This window comes from Aeromicrobium sp. A1-2 (genome assembly GCF_003443875.1).
In the GTDB taxonomy this organism is placed as follows: Bacteria; Actinomycetota; Actinomycetes; order Propionibacteriales; family Nocardioidaceae; genus Aeromicrobium.
The window spans coordinates 23013-40679 of the sequence record NZ_CP027482.1 but is presented as its reverse complement, the minus strand read 5'-3'; the positions used below and the strand labels follow the sequence as shown (position 1 = coordinate 40679).

General features: G+C 68.2%; 18 protein-coding genes and 3 pseudogenes. 12 read left to right on the top strand and 9 right to left on the bottom strand.

Annotated features, from left to right (window positions below):
• Positions 1–9 precede the first annotated feature (9 nt).
• Entirely contained in the window at positions 10–852 is an 843-nt protein-coding gene (locus tag C6I20_RS00205; protein WP_118394121.1) for a phosphatase PAP2 family protein, read from the top strand.
• Positions 853–913: 61 nt separating this feature from the next.
• Here the strand turns inward: C6I20_RS00205 and C6I20_RS00200 are convergent, their stop codons facing one another.
• The 6 genes and pseudogenes from C6I20_RS00200 to C6I20_RS00180 form a co-directional block, all read right to left on the bottom strand.
• Positions 914–1324 (bottom strand): hypothetical protein, encoded by a 411-nt coding sequence (locus tag C6I20_RS00200; RefSeq protein ID WP_118394120.1) that lies wholly within the window; start codon positions 1322–1324, stop codon positions 914–916.
• A 47-nt stretch (positions 1325–1371) separates the two neighbouring features.
• On the bottom strand, positions 1372–2676 hold the full coding sequence (locus C6I20_RS00195) for a CdaR family transcriptional regulator (RefSeq protein ID WP_118394119.1): 1305 nt from the start codon (positions 2674–2676) through the stop codon (positions 1372–1374).
• A 2-nt stretch (positions 2677–2678) separates the two neighbouring features.
• Positions 2679–4091 carry an NAD(P)/FAD-dependent oxidoreductase gene (locus tag C6I20_RS00190; RefSeq protein ID WP_118394118.1) on the bottom strand — a complete coding sequence of 471 codons (1413 nt, stop codon included), beginning with the start codon at positions 4089–4091 and terminating at the stop codon, positions 2679–2681.
• A complete protein-coding gene (locus C6I20_RS00185; protein ID WP_118394117.1) occupies positions 4088–5869 on the bottom strand; it encodes a DUF3556 domain-containing protein in 1782 nt (593 codons plus the stop codon). The genes C6I20_RS00190 and C6I20_RS00185 overlap by 4 nt, the downstream gene beginning before the upstream one ends.
• A 73-nt stretch (positions 5870–5942) precedes the next feature.
• Positions 5943–6137, bottom strand: a complete 195-nt coding sequence (locus C6I20_RS17725; protein WP_371682670.1) for a hypothetical protein — start codon at positions 6135–6137, stop codon at positions 5943–5945.
• A gap of 286 nt (positions 6138–6423) precedes the next feature.
• Positions 6424–7542: pseudogene (locus C6I20_RS00180) on the bottom strand (class I adenylate-forming enzyme family protein); the annotation flags it as partial.
• Positions 7543–7595: 53 nt separating this feature from the next.
• Here C6I20_RS00180 and C6I20_RS17770 point away from each other — a divergent pair.
• The 3 genes from C6I20_RS17770 to C6I20_RS00170 all read left to right on the top strand — a co-directional run bounded on the left by C6I20_RS17770 (position 7596) and on the right by C6I20_RS00170 (position 8748).
• Entirely contained in the window at positions 7596–8072 is a 477-nt protein-coding gene (locus C6I20_RS17770) for a 3-hydroxyacyl-CoA dehydrogenase NAD-binding domain-containing protein (protein WP_371682650.1), read from the top strand.
• Positions 8042–8458 (top strand): 3-hydroxyacyl-CoA dehydrogenase family protein, encoded by a 417-nt coding sequence (locus C6I20_RS17765; RefSeq protein ID WP_371682649.1) that lies wholly within the window; start codon positions 8042–8044, stop codon positions 8456–8458. Before C6I20_RS17770 ends, C6I20_RS17765 begins: the two co-directional genes overlap by 31 nt.
• A gap of 92 nt (positions 8459–8550) precedes the next feature.
• Positions 8551–8748, top strand: a complete 198-nt coding sequence (locus C6I20_RS00170) for a DUF167 domain-containing protein (RefSeq protein ID WP_216822939.1) — start codon at positions 8551–8553, stop codon at positions 8746–8748.
• Between the two features lie 41 nt (positions 8749–8789).
• Here the strand turns inward: C6I20_RS00170 and C6I20_RS00165 are convergent, their stop codons facing one another.
• Positions 8790–9086 (bottom strand): putative quinol monooxygenase, encoded by a 297-nt coding sequence (locus C6I20_RS00165; RefSeq protein ID WP_118394116.1) that lies wholly within the window; start codon positions 9084–9086, stop codon positions 8790–8792.
• 59 nt (positions 9087–9145) lie between these two features.
• On the bottom strand, positions 9146–9616 hold the full coding sequence (locus tag C6I20_RS00160; RefSeq protein WP_118394115.1) for an SRPBCC family protein: 471 nt from the start codon (positions 9614–9616) through the stop codon (positions 9146–9148).
• 97 nt (positions 9617–9713) lie between these two features.
• On the opposite strand from C6I20_RS00160, the gene C6I20_RS17535 reads away from it, so the two are divergent.
• From C6I20_RS17535 to C6I20_RS00130, 8 genes and pseudogenes are all read left to right on the top strand, one after another.
• The gene (locus C6I20_RS17535; protein ID WP_254052190.1) at positions 9714–10631 is read left to right on the top strand and encodes an AMP-binding protein; all 918 of its coding nucleotides are present in this window, start codon (positions 9714–9716) and stop codon (positions 10629–10631) included.
• 23 nt (positions 10632–10654) lie between these two features.
• Entirely contained in the window at positions 10655–11245 is a 591-nt protein-coding gene (locus tag C6I20_RS17530; protein WP_371682645.1) for a class I adenylate-forming enzyme family protein, read from the top strand.
• A 231-nt stretch (positions 11246–11476) separates the two neighbouring features.
• On the top strand, positions 11477–11608 hold the full coding sequence (locus tag C6I20_RS17760; protein WP_371682669.1) for a hypothetical protein: 132 nt from the start codon (positions 11477–11479) through the stop codon (positions 11606–11608).
• Positions 11593–11721: a hypothetical protein gene (locus C6I20_RS17700; RefSeq protein WP_256372159.1), complete on the top strand. Its 129-nt coding sequence runs from the start codon at positions 11593–11595 to the stop codon at positions 11719–11721. Before C6I20_RS17760 ends, C6I20_RS17700 begins: the two co-directional genes overlap by 16 nt.
• A 259-nt stretch (positions 11722–11980) precedes the next feature.
• Positions 11981–12511 carry a DUF4956 domain-containing protein gene (locus tag C6I20_RS00145; protein WP_216822949.1) on the top strand — a complete coding sequence of 177 codons (531 nt, stop codon included), beginning with the start codon at positions 11981–11983 and terminating at the stop codon, positions 12509–12511.
• A 259-nt stretch (positions 12512–12770) separates the two neighbouring features.
• Positions 12771–13292: pseudogene (locus tag C6I20_RS00140) on the top strand (VTC domain-containing protein); the annotation flags it as partial.
• Positions 13293–13303: 11 nt separating this feature from the next.
• A complete protein-coding gene (locus tag C6I20_RS00135) occupies positions 13304–14995 on the top strand; it encodes a carbohydrate-binding domain-containing protein (protein ID WP_118394112.1) in 1692 nt (563 codons plus the stop codon).
• Between the two features lie 182 nt (positions 14996–15177).
• Positions 15178–16118 (top strand): annotated as a pseudogene (locus C6I20_RS00130) (YihY/virulence factor BrkB family protein).
• A gap of 200 nt (positions 16119–16318) precedes the next feature.
• Here the strand turns inward: C6I20_RS00130 and C6I20_RS00125 are convergent.
• Positions 16319–17563 (bottom strand): NADH:flavin oxidoreductase, encoded by a 1245-nt coding sequence (locus C6I20_RS00125; protein ID WP_118394111.1) that lies wholly within the window; start codon positions 17561–17563, stop codon positions 16319–16321.
• Between the last annotated feature and the right edge of the window lie 104 nt (positions 17564–17667).

Here is a 17667-nt window from a genome sequence, read left to right as displayed (position 1 = left end):
ACCTGAGTCATGTCCACCTTGACCGGACATGGGTACGGCCCGGCCCGCGCGACGACTCCCTCGTCGCGCGGGGCGGGCACACCGATGTCCACCGCGCAGACACGTGCTGCCGTGCGCAGGCGGGTGCGACTCGCCAGCGGACTCGGCGAGGTCGCACTGCTCGCGACCCTCTGGATCGCCTACAGCGTCAGCCGGCTCGTCGCCGATGACAACCTCGTCACCGCACAGAGCCGGGCGACCGAGCTTCTTCGCGTCGAGCGATACCTGCACCTCGACTTCGAGTCGTGGCTCAACCACGCGCTGACCCCGATCATGGACATCGCCGTGCCGATGTCGTTCTGGTATGCCTCACTGCACTACGTCGTCACGCCAGCCGTGCTGGCCTACGCGTTCTTCCGGCAACGCGCCCATTACCCGCGGGCCCGCAACGCCCTCGTGATCGGGTCCGCCATCGGCCTCGTCTGCTACATGCTGCTGCCCACTGCCCCTCCGCGCCTCATGCCCGGGGGGCACTATCTCGACGCCCTCGCGCAGACTGCCAGGTTCGGCTGGTGGACCAATCAGGCGTCGGCGCCGGCCGGCCTCGGCCACATCACCAACGAGCTCGCTGCGATGCCGTCACTCCACGTCGGCTGGACGGTCTGGGTCGCGTGGGCCATCTGGCGCCACACCAACCTCGTCGGCCGGGTCATCGCCTGCGCGTACGTAGCAGGGACGACGCTGGTCGTCATCGCGACCGGCAACCACTGGGTGCTCGACGCAGTCGCCGGCGCTGTCGTCGTCACTGCGGGGATCGTCATCACCGGGCGCCTCGAGCTACGGGCCAACCAGTCCGCGCGGGCCGGCACGTGACCAGCGCGCTTTTGGGCCCGGTCTTCGCCTTCGTCGAGTCCGCGCCCGCCGAGGCACTGGTCTAGGCCGTCGCCAGCACCTGCACGTGGCACGGGCCGCCCGCCTTGGGCGCCGGGACCTTGGCAATGCTGAACTTTGCGGAGCCACCTCCCGCAACGGTCACCCGTTGGGTCTTGGCCTGCTCCGGGCCGCCGGTGGCCTCCCCGACGTAGACCGTGACCTGGAACGTCACCTTGCCCTTGCTGGCGTTGGCGACGTATCCCGAGGCGCTCCACGTGCCCTTGGAATTCTTGTCACAGGTGAACTTCGAGAGCGCCTCCGGGGCAGGAGTGCCCTCCGGCGGAGCGACGGTCGGCTTGACCGTGGTCGCCGACGCGGTGGCCTTCGGCTTGGCCGAGGCGGCCGGCTCGGGGTCCGATCCCCCACCGCAGCCGGTCAGCACCAGGAGCAGGGCGACCGCCAGCGTACGCATGACGTCATCCCATCACGCGCGCTTCGCGACGCCGGGCAGGCGCGCCCTCAGCCCTCCGGGTCACCGAGCGGGACCAGCACCGTGTCTCCCAGGAAATGGCACACCTGCAGAGCCAGTTCCAGGTCGAGCCGGTCGTCCTCGAGCGGGCGTCCCCGCTCGTCCTCGGCCTTGCGGATGCGGTACTTGACCGAGTTGCGGTGCAGTAGCAGCCTCTCCGAGGTCTGGGCATAACTGCCACCGGTGCCAAGGAACACGCGCAGCGTCTCGCGCGTCCGCCCCTCGGCCTCACCATCGCGGGCCAGCGGCCCCAGCACGTCGTACACCCAGCGCCTCGCGGCAGCCAGGTCGCGCACCAGCATCGCCATGATCGGCACACCACGCTCGCCGAAGCCGATCGCGTGGGTCACCTCGCTGGAGGAGACGATCGCAACACTCTTGGCCGCCTCGGCCTGGTCGTGCGAACGGCGGAATCCATCGATGCCCTCGATCGGCAGGCCCAGGGAGACCCGCGCACCCGGCGAGTCCTGCAGGGCGGAGCGCACGACCTCGACGTCGACCGGTCCGGCCTCCCTGCCCCGGCCGAACCACACCCACACCGTGCCGCGGTCCACCGCGGTGAACAGCACCCGGGTGCCACAGCCCAGGATCACGGCGAGCCGGAGCGCCAGGTCACCCAGCGCGGCGGTCTGGTCGGTGCCCGAGTTGGCGCCGTCGATCCAGCAGACAGCACCGACATGGACCTGGTCGAGCCGGTAACGCGCCCGGGTCGCGAACTCCGTCAACGAGACCGGCTGCCGGGCCAGCACCTTTGCCACGAGTGACGCCGTCTCGCTGGCACCCTGGTCGATCCACCGCTGCCGCTCGTCCTCGTGCGCCTCGAGCAACAGCTGGGTGATCCAGTCGATGTACTTGTGCATGAAGCCGGCGAGGTGGTGCAGCAGCTTGAGCTTGACGTCGGGCTCGCAGTCGAGCTGCTCGACCTCCTCGAAGATCCAGGTGCGCAGGTCGTCGGAGCCGAAGTGATAGGCCCGTCGCAGCGATGCACCCGGCACCCCACGCTGCGCCAGCCGCAGCGCGTACTCCGTGGCCGCCGTGATCGGCTGGACGTGCTCGAGCGGGATCTCGTTGCGGATAATGTGCAGGATCGTCGAGATGTTGCTGTCGACGCTGGCGCGCAGCATGGCCATGAGCTCGGGGTCGTTGAGGTAGTCGACCTCCCGGGCGATGACGTCGGTCATCCGGGTGACGATCTCCTGGTGGCGGATTCCGAGCCGGTCGCCGATGACCATCACCAGCGCCATGACCTCGTTCTGCTCGGCCTCGTCGCCCAGCGGAGCCTGCGCCGGCTGCATGCTCACCCCAAGCGCTTCAGCGCGGACTGTGCCGCGTTGAAGCCGCACATCCCGTGCGCGCCGGCGCCCGGAGGCGTCGCCGCAGAGCACAGATAAACGCCGTCGACGCCAGTGAGATACGGGTCGAGGGCGATGCGCGGACGGAAGACCAGTCGCAGTGGCGTGTTTGCCCCCGTGATGATGTCGCCGCCGACATAGTTCGCGTTGGACGACTCGATCTGCTCCACGGAGCGCGTGTGGCGGCCGACGATGCGATCGCGGAATCCCGGCGCGAATCGTTCGATCTGCTGCTCGATCGCCTCGGTCGCATCTCCGGTCCAGCCGGTCGGCACGTGCGCGTAGGCGTCGACCGGGTGGACGTCGCCGTGGGAGCGCGAGGGATCGGCCAGATACTGCTGACCCAGCAGCACGAAGGGACGGTCCGGCATCCGGCCAGCGTGCACGTCCCGCTCGGCCTGGGCGACCTCGGCGTACGATCCGGCCACATGCACCGTGCCGGCCAGCCGTGAGTCCTGGTGCGTCCACGGGATACCGCCCTCGACCGCGAACGCGACCTGGAAGACCCCGGGGCCGTGCTCGAACCTGCGGTAGGCCCGCGCGATCCGGCCGGGCATCCGGTCTCCGAGGATGCGTGCCGCGGCCTCGGGGGCGGTGTCGAGCATGACGATGTCGGGGTCGCCGAGCTCCTCGATCGACGAGACCCGGACACCTGTCTCGATCTTGCCGCCGAGGTCGCCGAGCAGATCGGCCATCGCGGTCGTGATCGCCGCGGACCCTCCCTCGGCGACGGGCCAGCCGTAGGTGTGCGCTGACGTGCCGAGCGCCATCCCCACCGCCGACGACATCGGCCCGCCGAACGGCCGGAACGCGTGCGCCGCGACGCCGCCGAACAGCGCCCGACCCTCCTCGGTCGAGAAACGGCGAGCCATCAGGGCTGCCGGCATGGCGGCGTAGGCACCAAAGCGTCCCAGCTTGATCGGGTGCTCGGGCACGTGCAGGAGCGGTCGGGTGAAGTCGCGGGTGACATCGCCGAAGCGCGACGCGAGCGGGCCGAACACCCGCTGCCACGCCCGGCCATCCTCGCCCAGTGTCGCGGCGGTCTCCGGCACGGATCGACGGGCCGCAGCGCCACGACCACCGTCCAGCGGGTGGGAGTACTGCACCTCCGGCCACCGCCACGTCAGGCCGTACCGCGAGAGGTCTATGCGCCGCGAGAAGGCCGAGTCGACAGCCAACGGGTGGAATCCCGAGCACTCGTCGTGCAGGAGGCCCGGCAGCGTGTACTCCCCACTACGGGTGCCGCCGCCGATCGTCGCTGCGGCCTCGAGCACCCGGACCTCGACACCCTCCGCGGCGAGGGTGACGGCGGCAGCGAGCCCGTTGGGCCCGCTGCCGACCACAACCGCCTGAGTCATGCAGTCACTGTAGACACGTCACCCTGCGGGACGTATCCCTCAAGGGTCCACGTGACGGTGTGCGGGATCGGCCCGTTGGGCAGCCACGGGTGCTCCTCCGCAGCGACCTTGGCGAGGTACGTCCCCCGCTCGACGACACCCAGCGCCGCGTCGATGACCCGGTACTCGACGTAGTCGCGGTTGATCGCCTGCGACTCCGTGAAGGTGACGACGAGCTCGCCCGGCTCGAAGTTGCAACGTTTCTGCACCGCGCTGATGAGCCGCTCGTCATGCAGGTGCCCGTCGCCGAACTGCCAACCAACGAGCGTTGAGCAGGTGAACTCCCCCTCGCGGATCGTGTAGTTCTCCAGCGAGTCGAGGTGCTTCATCATCATCGAGATCAGCATCCGACCCTGTACGTGCATGGTTCGCCAGGCGACGGCCTTCTGCATGAAGATCTCCGCGACCTCCGGGCCGAACGCTGCGGTCAGCTGGTCGACCTGGTTGGAGTTGTACTTCGTGATGTGGGTGTTGAGCTTCTCCTCGGCGTCGCCGCGGAACGCCCAGGTGGCCGAGGCCCAGTTGCCGGCGTACTGCCGCATCGAGGGCAGGAACGACACCAGGTCGGGTCGCAGGTTACCCAGCACCGGGAAGAACAGGAGCGCCACCAGGACACCCACGAGGATCCCTGGCGTCATGTCACCGATCCCGAAGCCGCTCTGCGCGGGGAACTCCCAGAACAGGAACGACAGCGCGAAGATGAAGAACACGTTCCACTCCAGCGGCACCGCGAGCGGGAACGTCGAGGTGATGAACGCGTGGAACAAGATCATGCCGATGATGGCCAGCAGGGTCAGCGTCCGGTTGGTCGAGAACAGCAGGACCAAAGGCAGCACCAGCTCGACGGTCGTGCCGCCGATGTGGGCCAGCGAGCTGCTGACCTTGGACGGGCGGATGTCGCGCGGCCAGTCACGGTAGAGCGAGCGCTTGAACCGGGTCGAGGTGATCCACGGCGTGTTGCTGACCATCGGCGCGACGACACTGGTGAAGTTGTGGCCGAACTTGGAGACACCGGCACCCATCCAGATGATGACCATCGCGATCTTGGCCGCCACGATCATGTCGACCAGGTTGAACGCCGCGAAGAAGAAGATGATCGGCAGGTACTGCTCGGGGCGCGAGGCCAGGAACACGACCTTGTCCCGCAGGCCCATCGCGACGATGAGGACCAGGAAGGTCAGCAGCGGCCACGCGGCGATCATCCCGGCCTCGCTGCCGGGAAGCCGGTCGGTGCTGACACCGGGTGCGACGAGCGCATAGACCAGGTTCGCGACGATCACGACGTACAGCGTGACGTCCCACGTCGTGCGGTGGTCACCCTCGGTGAAGGGCACCTTGCCCGGCCAGGGCGGGACGCGCAGGGTGTTGCGGCGGGTCCAGTACAGCGAACCGCCGATCATCGGGCTGAACTTGAAGGCCAGCGGGCCGGACGAGGCGCCGAGACCCAGGATCTCGAACAGGATCGTCCAGACCATGAGCTTCTGGTAGAGGATCGGCTCGCCCCAGAAGTTGCCGACCTCGGCCCAGCCGCCGAGCCCGGGCGTCGTCGCCCACACAATCGTGTAGCCGACCAGGACGTAGAAGATCAGCTTGAAGACGTAGAGCAGGTGGATCTGCTTGGGGCCGCCGAAGCCGTACTCGCCCCAGTGGATCGCCAGCAGCTTCATCCGCTCCATGAACGGGAGTGATCCGAACTCGGCCGGGTCGACCGGCGGCATGTCGGCTGTCTTGATGCCCATCTCGTGCTCCTTCGTGCGTGCAGCGGGAACCGACGCGAGAAGCTCTCGCGCTGTCGTTCCTGGGTGGGGTGGGTCAGGCGGTCTGCGGTTGCAGCGCCCTGCGTAGTCCGGGCTTGTCGATCTTTCCCACGGGATTGCGCGGCAACGCCTCGACGATCGTGATGCTCTCGGGCACCTTGACCCTCGTGAGGTGCAGCCGGCAGTGCGCGACCAGATCGTCCTCGGTCACCGTCGAGCCGGGATAGAGCGTGACGTACGCGACCGGCACCTCGCCGAGGATCTCCTCGGGGGCCGACGACCGCTGCCTCGAGAACCTCCTCGAGCTGCGCCAGAACGGTCTCGATCTCCTTGGGATAGATGTTCTCGCCGCCGCGGATGATCATGTCCTTGACCCGGTCGACGATCGACAGGTAGCCGTCGTCGTCGAGTCGGCCCACGTCGCCGGTGTGCAGCCAGCCGTCGACGATGGTCTCGGCGGTCGCCTCGGGCTTGCCGAGGTAGCCGCGCATCACGGTCGGCCCACTGATCAGGACCTCACCGGTCTGGCCGGTCGGTACGTCCTCGCCGTCCGGTCCGGCGATGCGGATCTGCTGGCCGGGCATCGACGGTCCGACGGTGCCGAGCTTGCGGACCCCTGTGATGGGGTTGCAGGCCGAGGCGCAGGTCCCCTCCGTCAGGCCGTAGCCCTCCACCATCGTGAATCCGTAACGTGCCTCGCAGCGCTCCAGCAGCTCGGCAGAGACCGGCGCCGCGCCGCAGACGACGAACCGCAGCGACGAGGTGTCGGGGCGTACGTCGTCGGGCAGTGAGGCCAGCAGGGCATAGATCGTCGGCACGGCCGAGAAGTACGTCGGACGCAGCCGCTCGACGTGGTCGAAGAACGTGCTGGGGCGGAACGTTCCGACGACCGTCATGCGTCCGCCGCGCGAGAGCGGAGTCAGCGTGCTGACCACGATGGCGTTGACGTGGAACAGCGGCAGGACCAGCAGGCAGTGGTCGTCCTCGCCGACGTCGATGTGGTCGCCCATCGAGGTCGTCATGGCCTCGAGGTTCGCGTGGTCCAGCATGACGCCCTTGGGGCTTCCGGTGGATCCGCTGGTGTAGATCAGCAGGGCGAGGTCGTCCGGTCCCAGGTCGACCGGTGGGGGTGCGCCCTCGGTCGCGGTCACCAGGTCGTCGACGTCGATCATCGGCAGACCAGCGTGCGGCGCATCGGGTCCTGAAGCGATCACCAGCACGGCGCCGGAGTCGAGGATCTGGTGCTCGGCCTCGGTCGCGGTGAACACCGGGTTGATCGGGGTGACCGCACCGCCGAGTCGCCAGGCGGCGAACATCGCGATGATCAGCTCGGCACGATTGGGCAGCATGATCGCGAGCACGTCGCCTCGACCAAATCCGTGATTCGCCAGCTGACCGGCAACGGCCGCGGCCCAGTCGTCGACCTCGGCGTACGTCAGGGACACCCGGTCGTCGGCTAGACAGGGGGCGTCGCGGCGCGAGGCCGGTTGGTGCCAAGGGAGGTACGCGAGGTGCACAGGACCACTTTCGATGTTGGGTGTGATCCACGACACTAGATAGTCCGGGCCCGCCTGCACACGTCCGCACGATACGAACTTCGCCAGACCTGTTGTGCATGATGCACAACGCGACCGACAACATGAGGAGCCCCTCATGTTGTTCGGGTCGGGCGGGATAGTCTGACGTCCTACTACTTTCGAGGAGCAGCATGAGCAGCATTGACAAGGTTGGCGTCATCGGCGGAGGGCTCATGGGCTCCGGCATCACCGAGGTTGCGGCCCGGGCCGGGTTGGACGTCATCGTGATCGAGATCAACGCCGACGCCGCCAAGGCCGCGGCCGAGCGGGTCGAGGGATCGCTGCGCCGGGCGGAGTCCCGCGGCAAGATCGAATCGGCCGAGGTCACTGCCGTCCTGGACCGGATCCGGTTCGAGACCGACCTCGAGACGCTCGCCGACCGCGACCTGGTGGTCGAGGCCGCCAGCGAGGACGAGCAGATCAAGCTCGACCTGTTCCGCACCCTCGGCACGATCCTGACCAAGGACGACGCGATTCTGGCGTCCAACACATCTTCGATCCCGATCGTCAAGCTCGGGCGGTGTCCGGTCGGGCGCACCACGTCATGGGTGTGCACTTCTTCAACCCAGCACCCGTCATGCAGCTCGTCGAGCTCATACCGTCGCTGACGACCTCGCCGGAGACCCTCGACCGCATGCGATCATGGGTCACCGAGACCCTCGGCAAGAAGCCCATCGACGCGACCGACCGGGCCGGGTTCGTCGTCAACAGCCTGCTGGTGCCGTACCTGCTCTCGGCGATCCGAATGTACGAGGCCGGCTATGCCTCGGCCGCCGACATCGACCGCGGCATGGTGCTCGGCTGCGGCCACCCCATGGGACCCCTCGCTCTCTCGGACCTAATCGGTCTCGACACGATCAAGGCGATCGGCAAGTCGATGTACGACGAGTTCAAGGAGCCGCTGTACTCGCCGCCGCCGCTGCTCGACCGCATGGTCGACGCCGGCCTGATGGGCAAGAAGTCCGGCCAGGGCTTCTACGGCTACGACAAGTAGCGGCGAACCCGTGCGGGGATCTTCCCGTCTCCTGACGCTATGAAGCTCCGCGTCAGGGCCACCCCGAATGCCCGCAGGAGCGAGGTCATCGGTTGGGAGACCGATCCATTGGTCGGACCGCTGCTGCGGGTGCGGATCGCCGCGCCCCCGTCGATGGCAAGGCGAATACCGCGCTGCGCGACTTTCTGGCCACATCACTGGGACTGTCGAAATCGAAGGTCGTGCTGGAGAAGGGCGGCACATCCCGCTTCAAGACGTTCGAGATCCCGGACGGGACCGAGCTGCCGTAGGCCCCGGGAACGCCGAGCCCGAGCCCGGCGTGGGTAGGAGGTCAGACCCCGTCGATCGGGGCCCATCGGGTCAGGACCGGCGCGGCTGCGAGCAGCGGACCGAGATCGGTGATCCGTCCCTCCCCGGCTCGGAAGGCGCGGTAGGCGTCGTCGTGCTCGACGGACTCCCAGATCTCGTTCGCGACCCAGTGGCCCGCGTCTTCGAGGTCGACCAGGACGTCGACGCCCAGGTTTCCCTCGAATGCACGGGTCTCGGCGAGCACCCGGACCAGTACGGCCTTGGCCTCGTCCAGGAGATCGGGCTTGAAACGCATTTCGAGTGTCGCGGTGATCGTCATGCGGCCCACGGTAGCCCGAGCCCCACGCGGACCCGTCGCGCTGGGCCACCTGTCGACGTTCAGGCGCTCTCGGCAACCTGCTTGATGGCAGCCAGGGTGACTGGGATGCCCGTATGGGCAGCGCGGGTGCGGGTCTCGATCTCGGCGTCCGCCGTCTCGCCGAACGTGTCGGCGAAGAACTTCAGTCCCGGTTCGCAGAACTTCCACGACTCGGTGAGCTTTGCACCCGACCCGTCCGGCTCGATCTCGTATCCCCAACGCACGAACCCATCTCCGACCTCCCAGGCGAACTCACGACCGGGTTCGGCGGCCACGACGGTCGAGCGGGTCTTCCACGTGCGTCCCGGCACCTCGTTGGTTCCGGTGAAGTGGGCACCCACGGCGGGGCCGTCCCCGTCGTCCCACTCGCATCCAGTGCAGATCGGGCTCCACTCCCCCGTTCGGGCGATGTCGCTGACCAAGTCATAGACCGCTTCGGGCTTGCGGTCGACGTGGATGGATTCGGAGTGCTCGAACGACAAGTCAGTCATGAACCCGACGCTACCGTCCGGCTCGCTGTGCAACTACTTCGCAGCGAGGTGCAGGATAGACATGATGTGACCCGCGCCATACCCCTCGGAGGATCCTGTGTTCTATCCGCTCACCGTCATGGACTTCCTCAACCGTGCTGTCACGGTCTATCCCGATCGGATCGCCGTCGTCGACGAGCCTGATCAGCCGGCCGACTCGTGGGGTGAGATCACCTACGCCGAGCTGGGCCGCCGGGCCAGGGCTCAGGCCGCAGCCCTGGACGAGATGGGTGTCCCGGTCGGTGGCCGGGTCGCGATCGTGTCGCAGAACTCCGCGCGCATGCTCGCCTCGTTCTACGGCGTCTCGGGCTGGGGCCGGGTCCTGGTACCGGTCAACTTCCGGTTGGCCGTGGCCGAGATCCGCTACATCATCGAGAACTCCGGCGCCGAGGTCATGATGGTCGACCCCGACCTGCGTCACCTCGTCGACGAGATCGACTGCAAGCGCATCTTCGTCCTGGGTGAGGACGACGACAAGATCTGGGGCTCGACCGCCGAGCCGCAGCCGTGGGCCGGCGACGAGAGCGCGACCGCCACGATCAACTACACCTCCGGCACGACCGCACGCCCCAAGGGCGTCCAGCTGACGCATCGCAACAACTGGCTCAACGCGACGGTGTTCGGTTGGCAGGCCTCGGTCTCGGACCGCGACGTCTATCTCCACACCCTGCCGATGTTCCACGCCAACGGTTGGGGCCACCCCTTCGCCGCGACCGGGATGGGCGCGACCCACATTGTCCTGCGACAGGTCGACGGCGGAGAGATCCTGCGCCGCATCGAGAAGCATGGTGTGACCTACATGTGCGCCGCCCCTGCCGTCGTGACGGCCTGCCTCGACGCCGCCAAGACGTGGGACGGGCCGATCCCGGGCAGCGACCGCGTCCGGATCATCGTGGCCGGCGCTCCCCACCGACCCGCACGATCGAGCGGGTCCGTGAGGAGCTGGGCTGGGAGTTCATCCAGATCTACGGCCTGACCGAGACCTCCCCGCTGCTGACGATGTCGCGCATGCGCGCGGAGTGGGACGATCTCGACCCACACCAGCAAGCACTCAACCTCGGTCGGGCCGGCGCACCCGCGATCGGCGTGCGCATGCGGATCGACGACCAGGGCGAGGTCCTGGCGCAGTCCAACCACAACCTGGCGTCGTACTGGGACAACCCCGATGCGACCGAGCAGGCCCAGGCCGGCAACTGGTTCCACACCGGTGACGGCGGCACCTTCGAGGACGGCTACATAGCGATCGCCGACCGCAAGAAGGACGTCATCATCACGGGCGGCGAGAACGTCTCCTCGATCGAGGTCGAGGATGCCCTGACCTCACACCCCTCGGTGCGCGAGGTCGCGGTCATCGGCATCCCCGACGAGAAGTGGGGCGAGCTCATCACCGCCCTCGTCGTCCTGGACCCGGACGCCGAGCCCATCGACCAGGCCGGGCTGATCGCACACTGCCGCCAGTACCTCGCGGGCTACAAGTGCCCCAAGAAGATCGAGTTCCGCGACGAGCTCGCCCGGACCGCTACCGGCAAGCTGCAGAAGTTCAAGCTCCGCCAGCCCTACTGGGAGGGCCAGGACCGCCAGATCAACTGAGCTTTCCCGCCACCACGCCAGGGGCGGATGCTGACGACGTCACCGCGGACACGAACCGCTTGTCCGCGGCAAGTACTCGACCGAGTTGGCGCAGTTGCTCGGCTTGAGCGAAAGGTTCGGGCTCATAGCCGATACGACCGCAGGTGTAGTCGAACGCAACACCGGTGCTGGTGCCACTACGGCGACAGATGACCTCGGGCCCTTGGACTTCATCTCGGTCGCGGCGGAGACCTGGTCGCGTTCATCCGCGACCAGATGGCCCACTACAAGCGCCCGGTAGGAGTGGCCTTCGTCGATGCTCTTCCTCTGAACGCCAGCGGCAAGCTGCTCAAGACCGAGCAGCGGGCATGCCGCCGCAGGTGAGGCTCCTGATGACGTTCCGTGAGTCTGAGTCCGAAGGCGACCATGCCCCGATGCCCGCGATCTTGGGTGCGGTGGTGCAACGCTACGAGGTCGCCAGCACCGGACCGGCCTGAGGAACCGCTGACCAGGCGCGCAGCTGACGATCGATGAATGCTTCCCGAGACAGCTCGGATGCGCCTCACAGGAAACGTACAGACCCCCCAAATCCCGGCGGTGTCCTATGGAGACATCAAGGTCCCCACTGAACCACGACCCGCCAAGGATCCACATGTCTGTCTTCACCTTCATCGCGGCTGATCTCGTTGCCATCGGCTTCCTGGTCTTCGCCCTGTACTTCCCCGGCACCGTCGACGTGATCTGATCGTCGCGTTCATGTCCATCAATGTGGGAGTCATGGGCGTCACGTATGCGATGTCCACGGCAGAGCTGTCGCTCGGCTTCGGCCTTGGCATCTTCGCGGTGCTGTCGATCATCCGCCTGCGCTCCACCGAGATGGACCACTCCGAGATCGCGTACTACTTCACCGCAATCGCCCTCGGCCTACTGGGTGGCTTCCCCTCGATCTCGCCGTACGTCAGCTTCACCCTGATGGCCGTGCTGCTGGGTGTCATCGCCGTGGGCGACAGCCCGGCGCTGTTCCCCCGCACCCGCCAACAGATCATGGTGCTCGACCGGGCCGTCACCGACGAGGCTGCGGCCCGCGACCTGCTCGGACCGCTGCTCGGCGCTCGCATCGACCGCGTGAGCCTGCGCAAGGTGGATCTGGTCACCGAGAGCACCGTGTGCGACGTCAGGTTCACCCTGCCCGCCATCGGCCGGGAGGTCCCGGATTCCCCGGACGCCCGAATCAGCTCCGCCTCGAACCGGACCCCGGCAGACGTCGCGTCAGCGAGCATCCGATGACGACCTGGCTGGACGCCGTGCGCGCACTGCCCACCCTCACGCTCGACGAGGTGAACGAGAAGGCCGCGCTGCAGACCAGGGTCGACCGCAAGTACATCGTCCGCCCCGGCATCTGGGGACATGTGCTCGCCTCGCTCGACAGCGCGCCGAGTGCGCTGGAGATCGAGGGCCGCCGTAGCTTCCGGTACTCCTCCACGTACTACGACACGTCTGAGCTGGACAGCTACCGGGACGCGGCCCGCAGCCGCCCCACCGCTACAAGGTGCGGACCCGCCACTACCTGGACACCGGCTCGAGCGCGGTCGAGGTCAAGCTGCGGTCGTCGTCCGGGGCCACCGCCAAAAGCCGGCAATGGCTCGACTCAGGCACGCCGGACGGCGGGCGTCTTCTTTCGGCCGACGCAGCGATCTTCGTCGGTGGGTTCGAGCGGATCGGCGACAAGGCCCGCCAGCTCACCGAGGTGCTGACCACGTCGTACGAGCGCGTCACACTCGTGACGGCCGACGCTCGGGTCACCGTGGACCGACACGTTGCGGCGGCCGACGTCCAAGGCCGGCGCATGGACTACGGCCCGCTGCTGATCGTCGAGACCAAGTCAGCAGGTGGAGCCGGTGCCGTCGACCGCGCACTGTGGGCGAGAGGCATCCGCCCGGCCCGCATCAGCAAGTACTGCACATCGCTCGCGGTGCTGCGCCCCGACCTGCCCTCGAACAGGTGGTCGCGGTCCATCCGCCGCTACGTTCCCACCGTCACTGCCTCCGCGCCCGCCGCGGCGGCCTAGAAAGGCCTGACATGAACAAGCGCCCCTCTACCGTCCTCGCCGGCCTCGCCCTGGCCGCGACGCTCATCTTCAGCGGCTGCAGCGCGAACGCGGACAACGCGTCCGGCACGAACACAGCATCGCTGACCGGAGCCATCTCCGAGCTGATCTACACAGACCTGGATGTCGACGAGGCAGACCTGTCCTTCGACGTGGCCGAAGCCGTCGAACTCACGCTGGCCGACGGATCGTCTGAGGGCGGCAGCGGCGTGAGCGTCGACGGCGATACCGTCACGATCAACGCGGCCGGCACCTACCGCATCAGCGGCACGCTGACCTCGGGCTCGCTCGCCGTCGACGCACCCGATGACGTCGTCAACCTCGTACTCGATGGCGTCGACATCACAGCGGCAGACGTGGCTGCCATCAACGTGGTCGAGGCCCAGCAAGTCGTGGTCTGGCTGGCGGACGGCAGCGACAACGTGCTCGCGGATGCCGCCGGAGCCGCCGTGGACGAGACGGTCGAGGACTCGCCCAATGCGACCCTGTTCTCGTCCGCCAACCTGTGGATCGCCGGCGACGGCACACTGGCCGTCACGGCGCACGCCGCCGACGCGATCACCTCGAAGGACACTCTTGTCATGTCCGGCGGAGACGTCACGGTCGACGCGGCCGACGACGGTGTGCGCGGCAAGGACCAGCTCGTGATCACCGGCGGCACCCTCGCCGCGAACGCCCAGGGCGACGCATTGCGATCGGATAACGAGTCGGTCACCGACGAACCGGACGCGGCGGTCGGCGTCATCTGGATCGACGGCGGAGCGCTGGACCTCACAGCGGGCTCCGACGCGATGGATGCTGCCCGCCAGGTCACGGTGCTTGGCGGAGACCTGACGATTGCCGCGGGCGATGACGGCATTCACTCCGACAGCGTTCTGCGCATCGCAGGTGGAACCGTGGACATCACCGAGAGTGTCGAAGGCATCGAAGGCGCCTACATGTACCTCTCCGGCGGCGATGTCTCCGTGGTGGCCACCGATGACGGCATCAACGTCTCCGGTGGCGCGGAAGCGCTCGCAGAGGAGACTGCCGAGTCGACCGACGGCACGGCCGCCGAGCCCGACGCGGCCGCGGGCAGCCGACCCGAGGGTGGTCAGCCCCCAGGTGACGCACCGGCCGGTGACCAAGCCGGTGGCGCCGCCGAGCCCGAGGGCCAGGCCAGCACGACCGACGCAGTCGACGACCTCGCCTCGCTGACGGTGTCCGCGATGGAGGGCAACGGCTTCGGCGGTCCCGCTGAGGGAGACAACGGCAACCGGTTCCTGGAGCTCAGCGGCGGCACGTACGTCGTCGACACGACCAGCGACGGTGTCGATGTCAACGGATCCATGGTCATGACGGGCGGCACCCTGGTGGTTTCCGGCACGGAGAACGTCCGCCAGGGCGCCATCGACGTGGATGACGTGTTCACCATCACCGGGGGACGCTCGCGGCGAACGGCATGTCCACCATGGCGGTCGCGCCGGGCGAGGACTCCTCCCAGGCGACTCTTGCGCTCACCTTCGGCAGCACCGTGCCGGCAGACACGGTCATCACCATTGCCGATGGCGATGGTACGCAGATCGCGTCCTTTTCCACCCCGAAGGCCTCGGACTCCTACATCTACTCCTCCGATGTCCTCGAGAAGGGAGCCGACTACGCCATCTCGGTCGGCGGCGAGGTGACCGGGAACAGCACCGGCTGGCTGGTGCTCGACGGCACGGCCACAGACGGGACCGCCATCGGCACGGTCGCTGCGCGGTAGGCGCCATCGGAGCGGCCCGCACTCCGATGCGGGCCGCGTTCGCGCGCGCCAGCGAAGCCTTCGTGGCGTGACGAGTGGTCGAACCCTCGTACGGTGGAGGCAATGACAGTCACCCCGGAGCAGTCCCCCAACCCGCCCACGGGAGACCACGGACGGGTCGCCGCCCTCGCAACACGGTCCCGCGACTGGGCAGAAGGCCTGGCCCACAGGACGTACGACCGGCTCCCCCGCCCGCTGCAGCGAGCCTGGGTGTTGACCCAGCGAACGTGGCGAGACACCTTCGAGGACCGGGTCCCCGGATTGGCCGCCGAGATCGCCCTGTTCACGATGATCTCGCTGCCCGCGCTGATCCTGGTCGTCCTGGGTTCGCTCGGCTTCGTCGCTGATGCGCTGGGGCCCTCCGGCACCCGGGGGCTGAACAGGATCGTCTTCGAGCTGCCGCAGGAGTTCCTCTCCACCCAGACCTACAGCTCGTACGAACGACTGGCCTCGGCCGTGCTCGCTGACGGCCGCGCCGATGTGATCTCCGTCGGCGCCCTGCTGAGCCTGTGGACGGGGTCGCGGGCCACCAACCGGGCGCTGGAGACGATCACCATCGCGTACGACATCGAGCAGGCCGGCCCGAACTGGCGGCGCCGGCTGCTGGCGGTCGGGCTGACCGCGGCGGGCCTTCTGGGCGCGATCGCGATCCTGCCGCTCCTGGTTCTCGGCCCGCGGGTGGTCGAGTGGATCGCACCGAGCGCCGTCGCTTCCGCGACGCTGAGTGTCCTCGGAGCGTTGTACTGGCCCCTGCTGGCCGCGCTCGCGATAGCCGGCCTCGCGACCCTGTACCACGTCGGCGTCCCCTGGCGGACGCCCTGGCGGCGCGACCTGCCGGGGCGGTGCTCGCGATGATCCTGTGGTTGATGGCCGCCGCGGGCCTCCGCGCCTATCTTGCGCTGACCCTCGGCGGAGACGCTGTGTTCAGCCAGCTCGGGGTGCCGATCGCGGTGGTGCTGTGGCTCTACGTCTCCTCGATCGCGGTGCTTCTCGGGCGGAACTGAACGCTGAGATCGAGCGGATGTGGCCCACGACCGGCCACCGGTCGGCGGTGGGCACGGGGAAGCAGCGGCCCGCAAGCTCCAAGGCAGAAGGACCAGGACCGGATCGGGGAGACAAGTCTGACGAGCCCGCGGGCAACCACGCGCTGTCGTCGCCGCCGGGCTGATCGGGACGGTGGGACGCACGCGTCGCGGCGGGTCGGTCAGACCTGCAGGCTGTTCACGAGGCGTGCGCGCCGTCGCCTTGCGCTGAGCCCACGGCCCAGCTCGCCGGCGACGAATCCAGTCGCGGCCACCGCCGCGTTGAGGTTCGGCTTGACCTCGAGTCCCGCGCCCATCCGTCCGATCTGCGACTCGTACCATTCGGACTCGCCCGCGAATCCGATCGCGGTGGGCAGCGTGTAGCGCGGAAGGGTCGTCCCGGCGGCCCCGGCCAGCAGCTTCGTCGGAAGATCCGGGTCGATGGCCATCGGCCGGCCCAGGCCGATCAGGTCGACCCCAGCGTCGGCGAGCAGGGACTCCATCACCGAGCGGGTCCGGATCCCGCCGGTGAGCATGATGGGGACCCCACCGGCCGCGCTGCGCGCACGGCGGGCGAACGCTGCGAAGTAGGCCTCCTTGGCGTTGGAGCCCTGACCGAGCTCGGCCACCTCACCGAACAGAGCCGGGCTCTCATAGGTTCCCCCGGATATCTCGATGAGGTCGACGCCCTCATCGACCAGCAACCGGATCACCTGTTCGGCATCGTCCTCGGTGAAACCGCCGTGCCGGAAGTCCGAGGAGTTCAGTTTCACCCCGACCGTGAATCCGGGTCCCGTGCGCGTCCGCGCTGCCCGGACCGCCTCGATCAGGGCCCGCGAACGACCCGCGACATCGCCGCCCCAGGCGTCGGTTCGCTGATTCACGTGAGGTGACAGGAACTGCGCCAGCAGGTACCCGTGGGCCGCATGCACCTGGACGCCCTCGAGCCCAGCCTGCTGGCACAGCGCGGCGGCCGTGCCGAACGCGGCGACGATCCCCTCGATCTCTGATGTGTCCAAGGCGCGCGGTCGGGCGAACATGCCCATCATCGGCACTGCCGCGCTGGCGCTGGGTGCCACTGGTGTCGAGGCAAGGAACCGGTTGGTCTGCCGGCCCGGATGGTTCAGCTGCGCGATGACCGGAGACGAATCGGCTGCCCTGCGGAGCCGGCGCAGTCCGGCTACATCGAGGTGCGCGTCGGCGACGATGTTGCGGCTGCGCTCCAGGAAGCGCCGGTCCACCATCAGGTTGCCGGTGACCAGCAGACCGCCGGCCGAGCCCCGCGCCCAACGACGGTAGAGCGCTTCGTGGCGCGGCGTGGGCTGGTTGTCGGCGTCGGACAGGTTCTCCGTCATCGCCGCCTTCACGATGCGGTGCGGCAGTTCCAGTCCGCTGGGCAGGGTCAGCGGAGTGCCGAGCTGGGTCATGGGGCTCCTCGAGTCGTCCGACAGATGCTATCCACACCGTCGGGGAGAGCTGCCGGGGCGGGCGTTCGAGGGCGACTTGAAGCCAGCGACCCGACCACCCCGAC